The sequence below is a fragment of the Nonomuraea helvata genome (genome assembly GCF_039535785.1).
Lineage (GTDB): Bacteria > Actinomycetota > Actinomycetes > Streptosporangiales > Streptosporangiaceae > Nonomuraea > Nonomuraea helvata.
Genome location: NZ_BAAAXV010000005.1, coordinates 1,034,609 through 1,049,690, shown reverse-complemented (window position 1 = coordinate 1,049,690; position 15,082 = coordinate 1,034,609). Strand labels below are relative to the sequence as shown.

General features: G+C 70.5%; 10 protein-coding genes. 7 read left to right on the top strand and 3 right to left on the bottom strand.

Going from position 1 to position 15,082, the window contains the following annotated elements:
* Positions 1-106 precede the first annotated feature (106 nt).
* The 5 genes from ABD830_RS24205 to ABD830_RS24185 all read left to right on the top strand — a co-directional run bounded on the left by ABD830_RS24205 (position 107) and on the right by ABD830_RS24185 (position 7,129).
* Complete coding sequence (locus tag ABD830_RS24205; protein WP_344991395.1) at positions 107-850, top strand: AMP-binding protein; 744 nt, start codon at positions 107-109, stop codon at positions 848-850.
* Positions 851-902: 52 nt separating this feature from the next.
* Positions 903-3,317 carry a LuxR C-terminal-related transcriptional regulator gene (locus ABD830_RS24200; protein ID WP_344991392.1) on the top strand — a complete coding sequence of 805 codons (2,415 nt, stop codon included), beginning with the start codon at positions 903-905 and terminating at the stop codon, positions 3,315-3,317.
* A gap of 136 nt (positions 3,318-3,453) precedes the next feature.
* The gene (locus ABD830_RS24195; protein ID WP_344991389.1) at positions 3,454-3,867 is read left to right on the top strand and encodes an AMP-binding protein; all 414 of its coding nucleotides are present in this window, start codon (positions 3,454-3,456) and stop codon (positions 3,865-3,867) included.
* 54 nt (positions 3,868-3,921) lie between these two features.
* Positions 3,922-6,366, top strand: coding sequence for a LuxR C-terminal-related transcriptional regulator (locus ABD830_RS24190; RefSeq protein WP_344991386.1), 2,445 nt, complete (start codon positions 3,922-3,924; stop codon positions 6,364-6,366).
* A gap of 10 nt (positions 6,367-6,376) precedes the next feature.
* Entirely contained in the window at positions 6,377-7,129 is a 753-nt protein-coding gene (locus ABD830_RS24185) for an alpha/beta hydrolase (protein ID WP_344991383.1), read from the top strand.
* A gap of 196 nt (positions 7,130-7,325) precedes the next feature.
* Here the strand turns inward: ABD830_RS24185 and ABD830_RS24180 are convergent, their stop codons facing one another.
* Both ABD830_RS24180 and ABD830_RS24175 read right to left on the bottom strand, forming a co-directional pair.
* Positions 7,326-8,759 (bottom strand): aldehyde dehydrogenase, encoded by a 1,434-nt coding sequence (locus ABD830_RS24180; RefSeq protein WP_344991380.1) that lies wholly within the window; start codon positions 8,757-8,759, stop codon positions 7,326-7,328.
* Between the two features lie 123 nt (positions 8,760-8,882).
* Positions 8,883-11,900 carry a M14 family metallopeptidase gene (locus tag ABD830_RS24175; RefSeq protein ID WP_344991377.1) on the bottom strand — a complete coding sequence of 1,006 codons (3,018 nt, stop codon included), beginning with the start codon at positions 11,898-11,900 and terminating at the stop codon, positions 8,883-8,885.
* A gap of 211 nt (positions 11,901-12,111) precedes the next feature.
* Here ABD830_RS24175 and ABD830_RS24170 point away from each other — a divergent pair, with 211 nt between their 5' ends.
* Positions 12,112-13,008 carry a coiled-coil domain-containing protein gene (locus ABD830_RS24170; RefSeq protein WP_344991375.1) on the top strand — a complete coding sequence of 299 codons (897 nt, stop codon included), beginning with the start codon at positions 12,112-12,114 and terminating at the stop codon, positions 13,006-13,008.
* Here ABD830_RS24170 and ABD830_RS24165 read toward each other — a convergent pair.
* The gene (locus ABD830_RS24165; RefSeq protein ID WP_344991372.1) at positions 12,990-14,285 is read right to left on the bottom strand and encodes a GH1 family beta-glucosidase; all 1,296 of its coding nucleotides are present in this window, start codon (positions 14,283-14,285) and stop codon (positions 12,990-12,992) included. The two genes, ABD830_RS24170 and ABD830_RS24165, sit on opposite strands and share 19 nt — an antisense overlap.
* A 68-nt stretch (positions 14,286-14,353) precedes the next feature.
* Between ABD830_RS24165 and ABD830_RS24160 the strand changes: the two genes are divergently transcribed.
* Positions 14,354-14,992: a TetR/AcrR family transcriptional regulator gene (locus ABD830_RS24160; protein WP_344991369.1), complete on the top strand. Its 639-nt coding sequence runs from the start codon at positions 14,354-14,356 to the stop codon at positions 14,990-14,992.
* The last annotated feature ends 90 nt before the right edge of the window (positions 14,993-15,082 follow it).

The window sequence follows — 15,082 nt, the reverse complement described above, 5'->3', positions numbered from 1 at the left end:
GGGCTACATACTCGGGATCGACCGTACGCGTGGCAAACCTCACGTACATAGCGGGTTGCACAATTGTGCGCATGGCAAGCGCCGCCCGCGTCCTTAGATTGACGGCATGACGTGGACAGAGCTGGTTATGGCCGCGGCGCCGACGCGGGGGGATCAGCCGGCGGTGAGCGATGTCAGGACCGGTGAGGTGCTGTCCTACTCCGCGTTCGTCAGACGCGTCACCCGTGCCGCGGCGGGCCTGAGCCGCCAGGGCCTGCGTTTCGGCGACCACGTCCTCGTCAACGTCCCGCTCGGCGCGTCGCTGCCCGTCGCGGTCCACGCCGTGGCCTGGGCGGGCGGGGTCGCGGTGCTCGCGGCCTCGGGGGCGGCCCGCTTCATGATCACACAGAGTCATTACGACTCCACCGTGGCGAAGGTCGAACAGGTCTACTCGTTCCAGCCGGTGCCGGGGGCGAAGCCGTTCGGCGAGCTGATCGGCGACCGCACCCTCGAGTTCGGCCCGCTGGCGGGCCCCGCGATCATCGTCGACGGCGTGCGGACGTTCCGCCACGACGCGCTGGCGAGCGACCTGCGCAAGCTCGCCTCCCGGCTGGTGATCGACAAGGACGACGTGGTGCTCAGCGCGGTGAGCGAGCCGTTCAGGGGCCTCAGGCTGGTCGATCTGGCGATGACGGCGGGCGCCCACGTCATCGTCGCCCACGAGCCGAGCGTGGTCGGCTGCCGCGTGCTGGCCGCGGAGCGCCGGGCCACCATGGTCGTCGCGCCGTACGACGTCGCCAAACGGCTGCTCGGTGACCCCATGCTGCGTGTCGTCGACGAAAGGGCGATCGTCAGCTCGCTCGGGCTGTGAAAAGTGCGACACTGTGGGAGAGTGTGATCCTTCAGCGACGCAGGGTGACCACATGCCAGAGCCCCCCAGGCACAACCTCCCCGCTGAGCCCAACCGGTTCGTGGGTCGCGAGCGTGACCTCGACGACCTGCGCGGGCTGTTCGGCGAGACCCGCGTGGTCACGCTGTGCGGCGTCGGAGGCATCGGCAAGACCCGGCTGGCGCTCCGCGTCGCCGCGGGGCTCGTGCCCGCCTACCCCGACGGCGTGTGGCTGGTCGAGCTGGCCAGGGTGCGCCGCCCGGAGCTGGTCGACCAGGAGGTCGGCCGCGTGCTCGGCGTGTGCGAGGAGGCGGGCCGCCCGGTCTTCGCCACCGTGACCGACCGGCTGCGCGACCTGCACTGCCTGCTGCTCCTCGACAACTGCGAGCACCTCATCGACAGGTGCGCCGAGGTGAGCGCGGGGCTGATCGCGGCCTGCCCGCGGCTGAGCATCCTGGCCACCAGCCGGGAGCCGCTGCGCATCGCCAGCGAGCTGATCTGGCGGGTGCCGCCGCTCGACCTGCCCGACATGGGCGCTCCCGACGCCGAGTCCGTGCAGCTCTTCATGGACCGGGCCGCGGCCGCCGGCACCAGGCTGGGCCCCGACAGCCTGGCCGACGTGGTGCGCCTGTGCCAGGCGCTCGACGGGCTTCCGCTCGCGCTGGAGCTGGCCGCGGCCCGTACGAGCCTGCTCAGCCCCGGGCAGATCGCCGACCGCATCGACGACCGGTTCTCGCTGCTCACCACCGGCGGCCGCACCGCTCCCGCCCGGCAGCGCACGCTGCTGGCCGCCGTCGAATGGAGCTACGACCTGCTGGCCGAGAAGGAGCAGGTGCTGCTGCGCAGGCTGTCGGTGTTCCCCCGCGACTTCGACCTCGACCTCGCCGAGCAGATCTGCGCGGCGCCGCCGATCTCCGAGGGCGAGATCGTCGATCTGCTCGGCGGGCTGGTCGACAAGTCGCTGGTCCTCTGCGACGAGAGCCGCAGGCGCTACTGGCTCCTCGAGACCATCAGACGGTACGCGGTCGAGCGCCTCCAACGGGCCGGCGAGCGCGAGGTCCTGCGCGAACGCCACCTCCACGTGCTCTGCGAGCTGCAGGAGCGCCACTTCATGACGGAGATGGTCGAGCAGGGCGTGCCGTGGGCGCGCCGGCTCGAGGCGCTGACCATGAGCAAGAGCCTGGTCGACGACCAGCGGGTGGCGCTCGACTGGGCGGCCGAGTCCGGTGACGTGCAGTTCGGCCTGCGCGTGTGCGCCGCCAGCACGGGTCTGCTGCCCATCTGCGGCAACCTGACCGAGATCGTCACCTGGGTCGAGCGGTTCCTCTCGCTCGACCTGACCGACGTGCCGCCCGAGCAGATCGCGCAGGCCAAGGCGTACCTCGCCTATGGCCTGGAGGCCAGGGACGAGCTGAGCCGCGCCCTGGAGCTGGCGCAGGAGAGCCTGACCGGGCTCTCCTCGGCGAACGCCTACCCCCGCTCCGTCATGCACAGCCTCATCGTGGTCATCCTGCTGCGCATGGGCAGGCCCGAGGAGGCGGTGCGCCACGCGGAGGACGGCCTGGCCCTGGCCACCCGCTCGGGCGACGCGTGGAACCAGGCGGCGGGGCTGTCCGGGCTGTCGGCGGTGGCCCTGACCCGCGGCCGGCTGCGCGAGGCGCAGCGGCTCGGCGAGGAGGCGCTCGCGCGCGCCCGCGAGCACGGCCACCGCTGGATCATGGCCAGGACCGCGACCCAGCTGGGCGCGGTGGCCGAGTTCCGCGGCGACCTGGTGACCGCCAAGGCCCAGTACGAGATGGCCGTCCCATGGCTGCGCGAGCTGGGCAGCGACCTCGATCTGTCGCGCTGCCTGGCCAGGATGGGCAGGGTGGCGGCGCTGCTGCGCGAGTTCGCCACCGCGCGCGAGTGCCTGGGCGCCAGCCTCGCCCTGGGCCGGGAGACCGGGCAGCGGCAGAGCGTGGCCCGCAGCCTGGTGGGGCTGTCCGTGCTGGCGGAGTGCGAAGGCGATCTGGAGGCCGCCGTGCTGGCCGCCGCGGCGGCGGCCACGCTCCGCGAGTCGATCGGGCAGCAGTCGTCCACGATCAGGATCGAGGAGCTGCTCGGCCGGGCCCGCACCAAACTGGGCGACGGGCGCACGGGCTCGCTGTGGTCGCGCGGGCGGGCGATGAGCCCGGACGACGTCGCCCGCCGCGTGCTGGAGGGCGAGCGGGTGGCGCAGAAGCTGCCCGTGGTGGCCGAGCCGGTCAAACACTCGCTGCTGACCGCCCGTGAGCAGGAGATCGCCAACCTGCTCACCCGTGGGCTGTCCAACCGGGCCATCGCGGCCGAGCTGGTGATCAGCCCCGCCACCGTCGCCCGCCACATCGCCAACATCATGGAGAAGCTCGGCTACACCTCGCGGGCGCAGATCGCGGTGTGGGCCGCCAAGCGCCCCGCTCCTCCCGCCTGAGCCGTGCGCGGCGGGTGTGTAGGCGGCGTTCACGGAGGGTAGGTGAAGGGGCCCCCGGCGGTGGCGGAGCTTCTGCATAAGGATCTGCATATTCCGCCCCATGTATGCACGAGACCCCCTCCCTACGGTGGGCCACATGGAGGAGCGGATCGTCATGGTGGACTCGGGCACGGGCCTGAAGCTCACCGAGGAGCAGCTGGACGAGAGGTCCGCCGTCGCGACCGTCCAGCTGCGGCGCAGAGGCGTACGCGAGGGTGACACCGTGCTCATCTGCCTGCCCCTCGGGTGTGACCTGATGGTCGCGGCGGCCGCGGTGATCGCCGCGGGAGGCGTCGTCTGCCCGCTGCCCGCGGAGCTCGACGCGGTCTCCCTCAGGGACCGCATGCGGGCGAGCGGCGCCCGGGTGATGATCTCCGACGTCCCGCAGGCGCTCGACGCCGCGGACGAATCACCCGTAAGGATCATCATGAGCGTCGCGGACCTCGGCGCCCTACATTCGTATCCAGCCAGTCGCGAACTCTGCACGGAAAGTGATCCCATCGGGCACTGAAGCGGTGGAGACTATGCACCGGATGTGATCCTCCCGCTACCACTTGGGCCCCACATGACCGCGCAAGTCCTGCACAATCTCCCCGCCGAGCCCAACCGTTTCGTCGGGCGCGCCCGCGACCTGGCCGAGCTGGCGGCGCTGGTCCACGAAGAACGCGTCGTCACGCTGAGTGGCGTCGGCGGCATCGGCAAGACCCGCCTGGCCCTGCGCGTGGCGGCGCAGCAGGCGGACCGCTTCGCCGACGGCGTGTGGCTGGTGGAGCTGGCCCGCATCGGCAACCCCGCGCTGCTCGTCAACGAGCTGGCCGAGGTGCTCGGCGTACGCGATGAGGTGCCCGGACGGCTGCTCGACGGCCTGCGCACGCGCCTGCGCGGCGCCGACGCCCTGATCGTGCTGGACAACTGCGAGCACCTGGTAGACCGCTGCGCCGAGCTGGTGGCCGACCTGATCGCCGAGTGCCCGCGGCTGCGGTTCCTGCTCACCAGCCGCGAGCCGCTGCACATCCCCGGCGAGCTGATCTGGCGGGTGCCGCCGCTGGAGCTGCCGGACGAGCGGCACCCCGAGGCGGAGTCGGTGCTGCTGTTCGTGGAGCGGGCGCACGCGGCCGGCGCGCGCGGCGTGACCGGCTGCATGGGCGACGTCGTACGCCTGTGCCACGCGCTCGACGGCCTGCCGCTCGCGCTGGAGCTGGCGGCGGCCCGCACCAGCCTGCTCGGCCCCGGCCGCATCGCCGACCGCATCGCCGACCGCAAGGGCGACCGCTTCAGCCTGCTCACCACCGGCGACCGCACGGCCCCCGCCAGGCAGCGCACGCTCCTGGCCACCGTCGACTGGAGTCACGAGCTGCTCCTGCCCAAGGAGCGCGTGCTGCTGCGCCGGCTGTCGGTCTTCGCCGGGCTGTTCGACCTCGGCCTGGCGGAGCGGGTCTGCGCCGACGGCGGCATCGTGCGCAGGGCCGACGTGCTCGACCTGCTCGGCGGCCTGGTCGACAAGTCGCTGGTGCTCCACCACGCCGCCGGCAGCTACCGCCTGCTGGAGACCATCAAGCAGTACGCCGCCGAGCGCCTGGACGAGGCCGGGGAGTGCGAGCGCCTGCGCGACAGGCACCTGAAGGTGATCTGCGAGGAGTTGGAGCGCGGCTACGCGGCGGCCTCGCACGACCGCAGGAAGCCGTGGCAGGAGCGGTTCGCGCACTTCACCAGGGGCCGCGCCCTCCTCGACGACGCCAGGAACGCGGTGGACCGTGCGGTGGAGAGCCGTGACCCGGTGCTCGGGCTGCGCCTCGCCCGTGTGTCGCTGGCGATGCTGGTCGTCCGCGGCGACCTGGGCGAGAGCATCGCCTGGCACGAGCAACTGCTCGCGCTCGACCTGTCCGGGGTGCCCGCCGACCTGATCGCGGTGGCCAAGGGCGCGCTGGCGTACGGGCTGGAGCTCGCCGACGAGCTGGCCGGGGCGGAGGAGCTCATCGTGCAGAGCGTCGAGGAGCAGAAGCGCCACCCGTACACGCACTGGCTGGGCATGGCGTACGGCGTGGCGCTGAGCGTGTTCTTCCGCACCGGGCAGAGCGAGAAGGCGCGGCGTTACCTCGACGAGCTGGAGGCGGCGGCCACCGCCCACGATGACCTGTTCAACCTGAGCACAGCCAGGATCGCCCAGCTCAATCTGGCGCTCTTCCAAGGGCGGCTGCACCAGGCCCAGCGCTACGGCGACGAGGCGCTCGCGCTGGCCAGGGAGGCCGGGCACCACTGGACGGTGGCCAGGGCGCTGACCCATCTCGGCGCGGTGGCCGAGGCGGCGGGTGACCTGCGGACGGCCAGGTCCCACCACGCCGCCGCGCTGCCACTGATCGAGGAGATGGACAACCGCGTCGAGCTGGCCCGCTGCCATGCCCAGCTCGGCCGGGTGGCGGCCGGGCTGGGCGACTACGCCGCGGCCAGGAGACACATCTCCGCCGGCCTCGACCTGAGCAGGAAGATGGGCCAGCGCAGGGGCGTCATGCGCGCGCTCGTGGCGCTGTCCGCCCTGGCGCGGGCCCAGGACGACCTGGAGGGCGCGGTGCTGGCCGGGTCGGCCGCCACCGCGCTGCGCGAGTCCATCGGGCAGTTCGGGACGCCCGGCCGCATCCAGGAGCTGCTGGTGCTCGCCCGCTCGAGGCTCGGGGCCGGGCGGGTGGCGCTGCTCTGGGCCAAGGGCGCGGAGCGGACGCCCGAGGAGGTGGCCAGGTGGGTGCTCGAGGGCGAGGCCGGGCGCGCCCTCGCTCAGCCGGGCACGCCCGTTCAGGAGGCTGCGCCGTACGGCAGGCTGACCGCGCGGGAGCAGGAGATCGCCGTGCTGCTCGCCCGCGGCCTCAGCAACCGCGGCATCGCCCAGGAACTGGTGATCACCTCGGCCACCGTGGCCCGGCACATCGCCAACATCATGGAGAAACTGGACTTCGACTCACGGGCGCAGATCGCGGTGTGGGCGGCCGAGCACGGGGCGGACGCAGGGCGAACATAAGCTCATATCCATGTCCTTCGCGCCCAACTACCCCGTCATGCTGCGCACCGCCGACGGGGTCCGCATCGACGCCGCGCACACCCCGTCCACACGTACGGAGCTGGGGATAGTTGTTGCGCACGGGTTCACCGGGTCGTGGCGGGAGCGCAGCGCGCGGCGCATCGTGCACGTGCTGAGCGAGTTCGGCGGCGTGGTCGCCTTCGACTTCCGCGGCCACGGGCGCTCCGGCGGCGAGACCACGGTCGGCGATGTGGAGATCCTCGACGTGGAGGCCGCCGTCAGGCACGCCCGCGTGGTCGGTTACTCCAAGATCGCGGTCGTGGGTTTCTCCATGGGCGCGGCGGTGGCCGTACGGCACGCGGCGCTGCACGGGGGCGTGGACGCGGTGGTGGCGGTGAGCGGACCGGCCCGCTGGTACTACCGGGGCACCAAGCCGATGCGGCAGGTCCACTGGGCCATCGAGCGGCCGCTCGGCCGTTGGGCGGCCAGGATGGCCAAGCGCACGCGGATCGCCCGCAGTGAGTGGGACCCGATCCCGATGCCGCCGCACGAGGCCGCCGGGCTCATCTCGCCGACGCCGCTGCTGATCGTGCACGGCGACGCCGACGCGTTCTTCCCGCTGGACCACCCGCGCCAGCTCTACGCGGGCGCGCGCGAGCCGAAGGAGCTCTGGATCGAGCCCGGGTACGGGCACGCGGAGTCCGCCGCGACCCCCGGCCTCATCCGCAGGATCGGCAAATGGATTGCCTCGAACCTTTCGTGAGTTAAACGCGTCTATCTAGGACGTAAAGAAGGAAACCGCCGGGAGAAAGTCCCTGGGGAAAGGAAACCGCCGACGCGGTGGACGTGGGACATACTTCCGGTAGCGGGATCTGTACCTAGCGTTGCGGGGGCGCGCTGGGTGCACATCTCGCATCAAGGGCCTCGTGGCGTCGTGCCACGAGGCCCTTTCCATGAGCTCAGCCGAGCCGCGCGATCGTCTTGTACTCCAGGTAGCCGTTCAGGCCCTCGGGGCCGAGTTCGCGGCCGATGCCGCTGGCCTTGAAGCCGCCGAAGGGCGCGTTGGTCTCCAGCATGAAGCAGTTGACGCCGTACGTGCCGGTGCGGACCTGGCGGGCCACGTCCATGCCGTGCTCGGTGTCGCCCGTCCAGACCGTGCCGGCCAGGCCGTAGTCGCTGTCGTTGGCGATGCGTACGGCGTCCGCCTCGTCCTCGTACGGGATCACGACCAGGACCGGCCCGAAGATCTCCTCGCGGGCGATGCGCATGTCGTTGCTCACGCCGGCGAAGACGGTGGGGGAGACGTACCAGCCGCGGTCGTAGGGCCGGTCGAGGCCTCCGACGACGACCTTGGCGCCCTCGTCCATGCCGATCCTGATGTACCCCTCCACCCGGTCCTGCTGGCGCTTGGCCACCAGCGGGCCGATGCCGGTCGCCGGGTCGGCGGGGTCGCCGACGGGCTGGGACGTGGTCATGCCGGCGATGGCCTCGACGACCTCGTCGTAGCGGTTGCGCGAGGCCAGGATGCGGGTCTGGGCCACGCAGGCCTGGCCGTTGTTCATGAGCGAGGCCAGGGACAGGAAGCCCATGCTGGCGGCCAGGTCGGCGTCGTCCAGGATGATCGCGGCGGACTTGCCGCCCAGCTCCAGGCTGACCCGCTTGAGCTGCTCGCCGCAGATGGAGGCGATGCGCCGGCCGGCGGCCGTCGAGCCGGTGAAGGCCACCTTGTCCACGCCGGGGTGGGAGATCAGGTGCTCGCCGACCTCGCGGCCCGCGGGCACGATGTTGAGCACGCCCGCGGGGATGCCCGCCTCGAGCGCCCACTCGGCCAGCAGGTACGCGTCCAGCGGCGTCTCGGGGGCCGGCTTGAGCACGATGGCGCAGCCGGCCAGCAGCGCGGGCGCGACCTTGGTCATCGTGACGAACTGGGGCACGTTCCACGGCACCACGGCCGCCACGACGCCCACGGGCTCCCTGCGCACGGTGGTCGGGCCGAACAGCCCCGGCCGCTGCTCCTCCTGCTCGAACGTCCTGCCCAGCTCGGCGTAGTACTGCAGCATGCCCAGCGGCTGGGGCGCCTGGGCCAGGTTCGAGAACGTGATGGGCGAGCCCATCTCCTCGGTGATGAGCGCGGCCATCTCGCCCTGCCGCTCGTCGTAGATCGCGGCCAGCCGGCCGATCACCTCGGCCCGCTCGGCGAACGTCATCCGCGGCCACGGCCCGTGCTCGAACGCCTCCCTGGCGGCCGCGACCGCCCGGTCCATGTCCTCGGCCGTGCCGTCGGGCACCCGGCCGACGACCTCCTCCGTGTGCGGGGAGACCACGTCGATCGTTCCGGTGCCCGCTGGGGCCACCCATTCGCCCCCGATGAACAGCGTGTCGTGCTGGCGCATGTCGTGAGCCTCCTGCTTGACCGAATGCTTGCTTGCTTTCGGGATGCCTCAAGGCGACCGAACCATGTTCTGTGCGGACACGCAAGAGGGGTGCGGCCCAGCGCGCCGCACCCCTCCAGGGTCCTAGCCGAGCAGGTGCTTGAGCGACCGCTTCACCAGGTCGGTCCGCGTGGCCTGGTCGGTCACGCTCTCAGCGCCGAATCCCAGGTAGACGGTGTCCTTGGTGACGATGCCGCCGCCCTCCTCGAAGACCTGGTCGGTGCGGAACCAGTTGTTGATCGACGGCGAGGTGCCCTCGGGAGGCGCCCCGACGGTCCAGCCGCCCAGGTCCGACTCGAACGAGGTCTGCTCCGCCGTCGCGCCGTCCAGGGTGAGCGCGAAGTCGTCCAGGAAGACGCCCGCGCCCTGGGTGCCCCAGTCGCTGATGTAGGAGACGGACAGCTCGACCTTCTTGCCCGCGTACGGGGTCAGGTCGACCTTCCACTGCTGCCAGCCGCCCGAGTTGCCGGTGGCCGCGTTCCACGCGCCGGAGGTGCCGGTCGGCTCGCAGCTCGGGCCCTGGTAGCGCTGGGTGAACGGGTGGATCGCCCGCCAGCCCTCGCCGCCGCTGGGCGGATCGCAGCTGCTGCCGGTGTCCTGGGTGGTGTGCCCGTTGGCGTCCGGCAGCGTGGTCCAGTCGTCGCCGCCCGCCGTGTGCGCCTCGACCGTCAGGAAGTCCCAGCCGCTCTCGGTGTCGTACGAGGTCCAGAACGACAGGTCGCCCCCGGTCTTCCCGGTCAGGTCGATCGTCTTGGTCAGCCGCTTCCAGGAGACGTCGGCGATGCCGCTGTAGACGTCCCAGGAGCCGGTGTGCGGGTCGAACGGGCCGCCCGGGCGCACCCACTTGACCTGCGCCGAGCTCGCGAACAGCGGGAACTGCTTGGCGGGGAGGATGGCCGAGGTGGCCACGAACGAGTTGGTGTGGCTGGGCTCGATCGTGGCGTCGAAGCCCTCGAACGCGCCTCCCTGGCCCTTCAGCGCGAACGGCCGTCCGGTGCTCTGGTCGGTGCCCGCGTCGTCGAAGAACACGTACGCGCCGAGCCAGTACTGCTGGAAGTCGTTGAACACCTGGATGCACGGCGGGTCGTTCGGGACCGTGCACTCGGGCTGCGCCGGCTGGTCGGGCTGGTAGTAGTAACTGCCGTTGGCGTTGGCCGCGTACGACGGGTACTTGCCGGCGTGCAGCAGCTTGCCGCCCTCGTTCAGGTAGTCGCGGACCGCCAGTTCGGTGTCCACGCCGCCCTTGGAGGTCGTGCCCGCCACCTGGCCGGGCGACCTCGGGATGATGTCGTCGCCGGTCTCCCACACCACGGCCTTGTAGTGGCTGAGCACGCCGAGCGGGTGCGGGGCCTTGCGCCCCATCTTGTCCATGTCGTACACGTCCGAGGTGTAGCCGGCCGCCTGGAGCGCGGCGACGTACTCGTCGGCGTACTTGGCCTCGGTCCCGCCCTGCGCGGGGCTGAGGCCGGTGACGTCCTCCGTGGCCAGGACCAGCACCTTGCCACCGATGTCGGTGGCGACGGTGTACGTGAAGTCGGCGCTCTTCCTGCCGATCGAGCTGAACCAGACCTTCACCTTGTCACCGGGCTTCGTGCCGGTGATCCTGCCGCGCAGCCGGTGGTAGTAGCGGTTGTAGCCCTTGCCGTAGCGCTCGCCGCCGTTCCACTCGGAGGTCAGGTCCGTCCTGGTACGGCCGCCGTTGACCTGGTAGTTCAGGAGGACCGGGCCGAGCTTGCGCTTGGCGTCGACCTGGACGACCTGGTCCCTGCCGTAGCTGACCTCGAACGGGTCGATCTCGAAGTCGGGGGTGGTGTTGCCCAGGTGGTTCACCGGCTCGACCGGGTTGACGGCGGACTTGGCCACGTCGAGCGCGAACGGCAGGCCCTTCTCGAACTCGCCCTGCACCAGCGCCTCGTCGTCGGGGAAGACGAACCCGCAGCCGTCGCAGCCCTCGTCCAGCTCGGGCGTCCACGACAGCGTGCCGTACTGGCGGTGGGCATGGTCGTTGGTGTCGCCGTTGGTGGTGTACAGCTCGGCGCCGAGGTCGGGGTCGAACCCGGGGACCGCGGGCCTGGCGTCGTTGCCGGTGATGGCCTCGTAGATCGGGTTGTCGGCGGTCTCCGTGGCGATCTGGAAGCCGCTCGGGTAGAGCAGCAGCGGGCCGTAGGAGTGGTAGTTGAGCTGCATCTCGAACCCGATGCGCTTGAGCAGGCCGTCCATGGCCCTGGTCTCGGGCTCGCTGGCGGGCCCCGCGCCGCGGTAGGTCTCGCTGCTCGGGATGCTCGACGAGCCTTCCTCGTCGTAGTGGAAGTTCGTGGGGAAGTTCCGGTTCGGGTCGACGCCGTCGCCGATCGCGATCTTGCCGTCTCCGTCGTTGTCGCGCAGGTTCTTGCGCCACAGGCGGTTGCCCTCGGTGAACGTGAAGTCGTACCCGTCGGGGTTGGCCACCGGCACGAACCACAGCTCGGTCCTGTTGAGCAGGTCCTTGAGCGAGGCCTTGTTCGCGATCACGTACTTGAGCAGCCGCATGTCCACCTCAGTGGCGATCCACTCGCGGGCGTGCTGCGTGGCGGAGTAGAGCGTCGAGGGCTTGAGGCCGTCGGGCAGCAGCCGGGCGCCCGTGGTGACCTTGACGGCCAGGATGTCCTGGCCCTTCAGCGACTTGCCGATCGACTGGAGCTTGACGAGATCCTTGTTGGCGTTCGCGATGGCCTTGAGCTGGTCGGCGATGCCGCCAGGCTCGGAGTAGGACTTCCATACGGTGTAGCCGCCCGCCGCCTGCGCCTTGGCCGCCTCCAGCTGGGTCTGGCCCTGCGGGTTGCGTACGGGATCGGGCCTGTGGCCGAGCTTGCGCAGCGCGGCCAGGTCCGTCTGGGCCGCGGTCAGCTCGATGTGCTCCTTGCCGCCCTTGATCTCCTGCTGGACGACGTCGAAGCCCTTCTCCCTGAGCGCCTGGGCGGTGCCGGGCGGGCTGTCGAGCTGGTAGAGCTCGATGCGGTCGCGGGCCGGTAAGGGGTCCACGGACGCTTTCGCGGTCGTGGCCACGATGGACGTGCCTAAGCCGAGGATGACGGCGGTGGCGAGGGTCAATGATCGAGACACGGTCTGCCCCTTCGCAGAGACGAGTTCGATCGCCATCTCAGACCGTTGGAGCGGTCTATACAAGGCCCAATCTTTAGCTTCTTCTTAAGCCCGACAAATCATGCTAAAGCGCTATAAATTTCGCCAAAGGTGCGGGAGTTCGGTCGTTCGCGTGACAGGGATCAAGATCATCTTCTATAGTTTCGGTCCGTCTATGAGGGAGGGGACGGGTGTGAGAATCTGGCGGGTCGCCGGTCTTGTCGCCGTCCTCGCCGGGCTGCTCGGACTCCCCGGGCCGTCGCCCGCCGCGGCCGATCCCAGCCCGGCTGACCTGCGCAAGCTCACCAAACAGGCCGCGCAGCTGGAGAAGCGCTACCGCGGCCAGATCCAGAGCCTGGAGGAGATCAAGCTCCAGGTGAAGAAGGCCACCACGACCTCCGGCGCCCTGCAGGCGCAGCTCAAGGACGCGCAGGCGGAGGTGCGGCGCATCGCGGAGACCGCGTACATGGTGGGGCCGGTCGACACCTACCAGCTCATCGCTCCGAACGTCGACCCGTTCGCGCTGCTGGGACAGGCGGCCAACATGACGTACATGGCCGACGAGCGCGCCAAGCGCGTCGAGAACGTCCAGAAGCTGATCGACAAGTCCAAAGAGGCGAAGATCGCCGCCAACGACAAGGTCGAGAAGCTCCGCAAAGAGATCAAGGACCTCCAGGACAAGCAGCGCGACGTGGAGAAGCTGCTTGCCAAGTTCGGCTTCCAGCAGCCCGGCGGCTCGGAGGGGCTGACCCAGCGCATGATCTCGGTACGCGCCGACATCATGCAGAACTTCCCCATGAAGTACGGCGTCGGCTGCCTGCGCCCCGGTGACCCCGGCGAGCACGGGAAGGGGCGGGCCTGCGACTTCATGATGTCGAGAGGCGGCACCAGGGCCTCCGGGGCCGACGAGGCCCGCGGTGACGCCCTGGCGGATTACCTGATCAAGAACGGCGCCCGGATCGGTGTCATGTACATCATCTGGAAGCAGCGCTACTACGACATCCGGTCAGGCGGCGGCTGGGATCCGATGTCGGACCGGGGCGGGATCACGGCCAACCATTACGACCACGTTCACGTGTCGGTGTTCTGAGTCTTCAGGAAGTCCCGCAGCCACCGGTAGGACGCCCTCGGGGTGCGGCGCTGGGTCTCGAAGTCCACGCGTATGAGGCCGAAGCGCTGGTGGTAGCCCTCGGCCCACTCGAAGTTGTCCAGCAGGGACCAGACGAAGTAGCCCCGCACGTCCACACCCTCGGCCATGGCCCGGCGCATCGCCCCGATGTGGCCGTCCAGGAACTCGATGCGGGCGTCGTCCTCGAGTGTGTCGTCGGTGGAGCAGCCGTTCTCCGTGATGAGGATGGGCGGGAGCGCGGCGCCGTACCTCTTCTTGAGGCCGGTCAGGAGCTCGCGCAGGCTGTCGGGGACGACCGGCCAGCCGAAGGCGGTGGTGGGGTGACCGGTGATGCCCGCGTCCGAGAAGGGGAGTCCGTCGTCCGTCGGGGCCGCTATGCGGGTGGGGTTGTAGTAGTTGATGCCGAGGGCGTCCAGCGGGGTGGCGATGATGTCGAGGTCGCCGTCCTGGAGGAAGTCCAGGGTGGGGGTGTAGGCCGACAGGTCCGGATATTTGCCGAGAAGTACGGGGTCGTTGAACAGGCGGTTGTGGAGGATGTCGTACGTGTCCGCCGCCTTGAGGTCGGCCTCCTGCTGGGATGCGGGCCAGACCGGGGTGCAGTTGTTGGTGATGGCGACCTGGCGGGCGCCCGCGGCCCGCAGCGCCCGCGTGGCCAGCCCGTGGGCCAGGAGCTGGTGGTGGGCGGCCGGGAGCGCGTCCGTGAGGAGGGCCTGGCCGGGGGCGTGGATGCCCATGGCGTATCCGTAGGCCATGTGGACGAACGGCTCGTTCAGGGTGATCCAGAGGGGGACGCGGTCGGCCAGGCGGTCGGCGACCGCGGCGGCGTAGTCGGCAAATTTCTCCGAAATTTCGCGATTTAACCACCCACCGCGATCTTGCAGCGCCTGCGGCAGGTCCCAGTGGAACAGCGTCGGCACCGGCTGGATGCCGCGCTCGAGCAGCGCGTCCACCAGCCGCTCGTAGAAGTCGAGCCCCTTCGCGTTGACGGGCCCGTCTCCTTGGGGCTGGACGCGCGGCCAGGCGATCGAGAACCGGTAGGCGTTCACCCCCAGACCGGCCATGAGCTCGACGTCCTCGCGCCACCGGTGGTAGTGGTCGCACGCCACGTCGCCGGTGTGCCCGTCCCGGGTGCGACCCGGCTCGTGGGCGAAGGTGTCCCAGATGGAGAAGCCCCTGCCGTCCTCCTCGACGGCGCCCTCGACCTGGTACGCGGCCGTGGCCGTACCCCACAGGAACATCCCGGACTCCTCCCTGGCCTACGCTTTCGTGGCGAACTTTACCTTTCGGTATGGGTCAGGATGGGGTCATGACGAGTACCTTGCGCCGCCGTCCCGCCCAGCGCCGGAGCGCGGAGCGGGTGGAGCGGATGCTCGACGAGTGCGCACTGCTGCTCGACGAGGTCGGCTACGAGACGCTGACCACGAAAGAGGTGGCGCGCCGGGCCGAGGTCCCGATCGGGACGTTCTACCAGTTCTTCCCCGACAAACAGGGGCTGGTGCGGGCCCTGGCGCGGCGCAACCTCGAGGCGTTCCTCGCCCGGATCACCGAGCGCATCCCCCAGGCGGACCTCGGGCACTGGACGGACCTGGTGGACCTGGCCGTCGACGAGTTCGTCGACATGAAGCGCACCACGCCGGGGTTCGGGGTGATGGACTTCGGCGAGATCTTCCTCGCGCCCGGCGGGCCCTCGGTGGAGGGGAGCCGGCGGACGCTGGACGGGACGCTGGACAACAACATGGTGGTGGCCGAACGGCTGCGCTCCCTCAGCCGCGAGCTCCTGGGCGCCCCGGCGGGGCCGGGGCTGGACCGCGCGCTGCTGGTGGCGGTGGAGGCGTCGGACGCGGTGCTCAAGCTGGCGTTCCGCGCGGATCCCCGGGGCGACGCGCTGCTGATCGCCGAGTGCAAGCAACTCGTCCGCCGCTACCTGGCCGACCACCTCCCCTGACCCCGCATCGCGGGCCTTGGAAGCCGGAGCGCGCTCCATCAGGTCGAAGGCAGGGGACTGCTCCCTTTAGGGAGTGGAAGGAATGCCGAG

Bases quoted from the DNA above. Each gene is read 5' to 3' on its own strand.
- ABD830_RS24205 (WP_344991395.1), top strand. From the start codon at position 107: ATGACGTGGACAGAGCTGGTTATGGCCGCGGCGCCGACGCGGGGGGAT.
- ABD830_RS24200 (WP_344991392.1), top strand. From the start codon at position 903: ATGCCAGAGCCCCCCAGGCACAACCTCCCCGCTGAGCCCAACCGGTTC.
- ABD830_RS24195 (WP_344991389.1), top strand. From the start codon at position 3,454: ATGGAGGAGCGGATCGTCATGGTGGACTCGGGCACGGGCCTGAAGCTC.
- ABD830_RS24190 (WP_344991386.1), top strand. From the start codon at position 3,922: ATGACCGCGCAAGTCCTGCACAATCTCCCCGCCGAGCCCAACCGTTTC.
- ABD830_RS24185 (WP_344991383.1), top strand. From the start codon at position 6,377: ATGTCCTTCGCGCCCAACTACCCCGTCATGCTGCGCACCGCCGACGGG.
- ABD830_RS24180 (WP_344991380.1), bottom strand. From the start codon at position 8,759: ATGCGCCAGCACGACACGCTGTTCATCGGGGGCGAATGGGTGGCCCCA.
- ABD830_RS24165 (WP_344991372.1), bottom strand. From the start codon at position 14,285: ATGTTCCTGTGGGGTACGGCCACGGCCGCGTACCAGGTCGAGGGCGCC.
- ABD830_RS24160 (WP_344991369.1), top strand. From the start codon at position 14,354: ATGACGAGTACCTTGCGCCGCCGTCCCGCCCAGCGCCGGAGCGCGGAG.